Consider the following 3,320-nt stretch of genomic DNA (forward strand, 5'->3'; position numbering starts at 1 on the left):
GGCAACATGGTCCTCTTCGACGAAGACCTTGAGGTCGCCGGCATAGGTGAAGTCCACCTGGGTGGTGAAGAAGGTGGCCGATTTGATGCGGTTATCGCCTTCTTGCGCCAGCAGCGCGAGGGCCGCGGCAAGCAGCGTGCCGCCGACGCAATAGCCGATGGCGTTGACTTCCTTCTCGCCGGTCGCCTTCTCCACCATATCGAGCCCGTATTGCAGGCCTTCGCGGATATAGGCTTCCCAGCCCTTGGCGCCGTGGCGCTCGTCCGGGTTGATCCAGGAGATGACGAAGACCGTGTGGCCCTGCTCGATCGCCCAGCGGATGAAGGATTTTTGTGGGTTGAGGTCAAGGATGTAGAATTTGTTGATCCATGGCGGGCAGATCAGCAGCGGCCGCTTCAGCACCGTTTCGGTCACCGGATCGTACTGGATGATCTCGGCGACATCGCTGCGTCCGATGACCTTGCCGGGCGTGGTGGCGATGTTCTTGCCGATTTCGAAAGGCGTGTAGTCGGCCTGGCGCAGCTTCAGGTCGCCGCGGCCGGCGGCGATGTCCTCGGCCAGCATCTTCATGCCGCGGACTAGGTTCTCGCCATTCGAGGCGACCGTCTCGCGGAACAGCTCCGGATTGGTCAGGATGAAGTTCGACGGCGCGATCGCGTTCGACACCTGCTTGACGTAGAAGCTCGCCTTGTGGCGGGTGTGGTCGTCCAGGCCCTCGGCGTGCTCGACCAGCTCGTTCGCCCAGCGCGAGGTGACGAGATAGGCCTGCTTGAGGAAATCGAAGAAGGCGTTGCGGCCCCATTCGGGGTCCTGGAAGCGCTTGTCGCCGCGCTCGGGCTGAACCGCGTCCTGTGGCGCCTCGGCATTGGGATTGACCTTCTGGATGGCGTTCGCCCAGACCGTCATATAGCCGGCGAAGAGCCGCGTCTGGGCTTCGAGCGCGCGCTGCGGGTCGCCAAGCCAGTACTCCGAGAGCTTGGAGAACGTCTTGACCATGTCGACGACCGGTTCGGCGACATGATCGCGCACCTCACCCTTCTCGCGCGGTTCGGTCCAGGCGGAAGCCGCCTTGCCGGCCTGCTCGATCATGCGGGCCATATTCAAGGCGAAGCGCTCGGGATCCTTCACCAGATATTGCTCGATGGCCGAAGGTCCGCCATTTTCCGCTTTGTCCGAATCGTCAGGTTTGGACATGGTCCGCGGGGTTCCTCCCGGAGCGTTTTCTTGACATATTACCATGGGACATCTGACCGGGTCCAATTCGCAGTAACCCGGCTGCCAGGAAAACAATATGACGATTAATGTTGGCGGGATTTTTTTTCACAGGCTCGGTTCGATCTCCCGCAAGGCGGTCCTGGCCGCGCTGGTCGGCGTGCTGCTGCCCGCTGGCGGCTGCACCAGCACCGGCACCAACAATGCAGCGCCGACGGCCGTTACCGAAGGCCCGAAGGACACCGGCTCCTACCCGAACCTCAACATCCCGCCGCAGGTGGCCGCCAAGCAGTTCACCAAGGAGGAGACCGCGGCGAACCTGGCCAGGCTCAAGGCCGAGCAGCAGGCGCAGGCTGCCAAAGGCGGCAGCGTCAAGGCGCCGGCGAATTCCGCGGCGCTGAAGACGCTTGCCAAGACGCACGGCGACGACACGCTGAAACAGATCGAGGGCAAATGCGACCCGACCCTCGACCCTAACTGCAATTAGGTTTATATCGCGCGCCGAAAGCGCCCCCTTCGATCGTGTCTGGAACTCCAATGGAAGAATTTCACAAGGTCCGCCGGCTTCCGCCTTACGTCTTCGAGCAGGTCAACCGGCTGAAGGCCAGCGCCCGTTCGCGCGGCGCCGACATCATCGACCTTGGCATGGGCAATCCGGACCTGCCGACGCCGAAGGCCATCGTCGACAAATTGTGCGAGGTGGTGCGCGATCCGCGCACGCATCGCTATTCGTCCTCGCGCGGCATTCCGGGCCTGCGCCGCGCCCAAGCCAACTATTATGCCCGCCGCTTCGGCGTGAAGCTCAACCCCGACACCCAGGTGGTGGCCACGCTCGGCTCGAAGGAAGGCTTCGCCAACATGGCGCAGGCGATCACCGCGCCGGGCGACGTCATCCTGTGCCCCAACCCGACCTATCCGATCCACGCCTTCGGCTTCATCATGTCGGGCGGCGTCATCCGCTCGCTGCAGGTCGAGCCCGATGACGGCTTCATCCCGGCGGTCGAGCGCGGCATCCGCCACTCGATCCCGAAGCCGCTGGCGCTGATCCTCAACTATCCGTCGAACCCGACGGCACTGGTCGCCTCGCTCGACTTCTACAAGGACGTGGTCGCCTTCGCGAAGAAGAACGACATCATAATCCTGTCCGATCTTGCCTATTCCGAGATCTATTTCGACGGCAACCCGCCGCCTTCGGTGCTGCAGGTTCCCGGCGCGATCGACGTGTGCGTCGAGTTCACCTCGATGTCGAAGACCTTCTCCATGCCGGGCTGGCGCATGGGATTCGCCGTCGGCAACGAGCGGCTGATCTCGGCGCTGACGCGGGTGAAGTCCTATCTCGACTATGGCGCGTTCACGCCGATCCAGGTGGCGGCCGCGCATGCGCTGAACGGCGACGGCGCCGACATCGAGGAGGTGCGCGAGGTCTACCACAAGCGGCGCGACGTGATGGTCGATTCCTTCGGCCGCGCCGGCTGGACCATTCCCGCGCCCGCGGCTTCGATGTTCGCCTGGGCGCCGATCCCGGAACAGTTCCGCCATCTTGGCTCGCTCGAATTCTCCAAGCTGCTCATCGAGCATGCGGATGTCGCGGTGGCGCCGGGCATCGGCTTCGGCGAGCACGGAGACGACTATGTGCGCGTGGCGCTGGTCGAGAACGAGCACCGGATTCGCCAGGCCGCGCGCAACATTAAGCGCTTTCTGGCATCGACCGCCAAGCAGCCCAACAACGTGGTGCCGCTCGCCGCTCGGCGCTGAGTCTGCCTGATATTTCTGGATTTTTGAGGGGCGTCGCCGGACATGGCTGAAGCGTTGCGTGTTGGAATTGCCGGCCTCGGCACGGTTGGCGCCTCGGTGGCGCGCGTGCTGCGCGACAAGGCGGCCGAGCTCACCCGCCAGTGCGGACGCGACATCGTCGTGACGGCCGTTTCGGCCCGCGACCGGAAACGCGACCGCGGCGTCGACCTCAGCGCCGCGACATGGTTCGACGATCCGGCCCAGATGGCCGAAAAGGCCGACATCGACGTCTTTGTCGAGCTGATCGGCGGCGACGAAGGGCCGGCGCGGCTGGCGGTGAAGGCGGCGCTCGAGGCGGGCCGGCATGTCGTGAC

At 64.3% G+C, this 3,320-nt stretch carries 3 protein-coding genes and 1 pseudogene; 3 read left to right on the forward strand and 1 reads right to left on the reverse strand.

Annotated features, from left to right (window positions below; genetic code table 11):
* Window positions 1-1,194 (reverse strand): alpha/beta fold hydrolase (locus tag EOA23_RS32980; protein ID WP_127307141.1); only part of this gene is annotated, 1,194 nt, incomplete at its 3' end.
* Between the two features lie 97 nt (window positions 1,195-1,291).
* Between EOA23_RS32980 and EOA23_RS32985 the strand changes: the two genes are divergently transcribed.
* From EOA23_RS32985 to EOA23_RS32995, 3 genes and pseudogenes are all read left to right on the forward strand, one after another.
* On the forward strand, window positions 1,292-1,699 hold the full coding sequence (locus EOA23_RS32985; protein WP_189341803.1) for a hypothetical protein: 408 nt from the start codon (window positions 1,292-1,294) through the stop codon (window positions 1,697-1,699).
* Window positions 1,700-1,749: 50 nt separating this feature from the next.
* Complete coding sequence (locus tag EOA23_RS32990; RefSeq protein ID WP_042644285.1) at window positions 1,750-2,967, forward strand: LL-diaminopimelate aminotransferase; 1,218 nt, start codon at window positions 1,750-1,752, stop codon at window positions 2,965-2,967.
* A gap of 42 nt (window positions 2,968-3,009) precedes the next feature.
* Window positions 3,010-3,320: pseudogene (locus EOA23_RS32995) on the forward strand (homoserine dehydrogenase); the annotation flags it as partial.

The organism is Mesorhizobium sp. M2A.F.Ca.ET.042.01.1.1 (genome assembly GCF_003997405.1).
GTDB lineage: Bacteria > Pseudomonadota > Alphaproteobacteria > Rhizobiales > Rhizobiaceae > Mesorhizobium.

What these genes read in the sequence shown, in the direction of transcription:
- EOA23_RS32985 (WP_189341803.1), top strand. Translation starts at nt 1,292, where the DNA reads ATGACGATTAATGTTGGCGGGATTTTTTTTCACAGGCTCGGTTCGATC.
- EOA23_RS32990 (WP_042644285.1), top strand. Translation starts at nt 1,750, where the DNA reads ATGGAAGAATTTCACAAGGTCCGCCGGCTTCCGCCTTACGTCTTCGAG.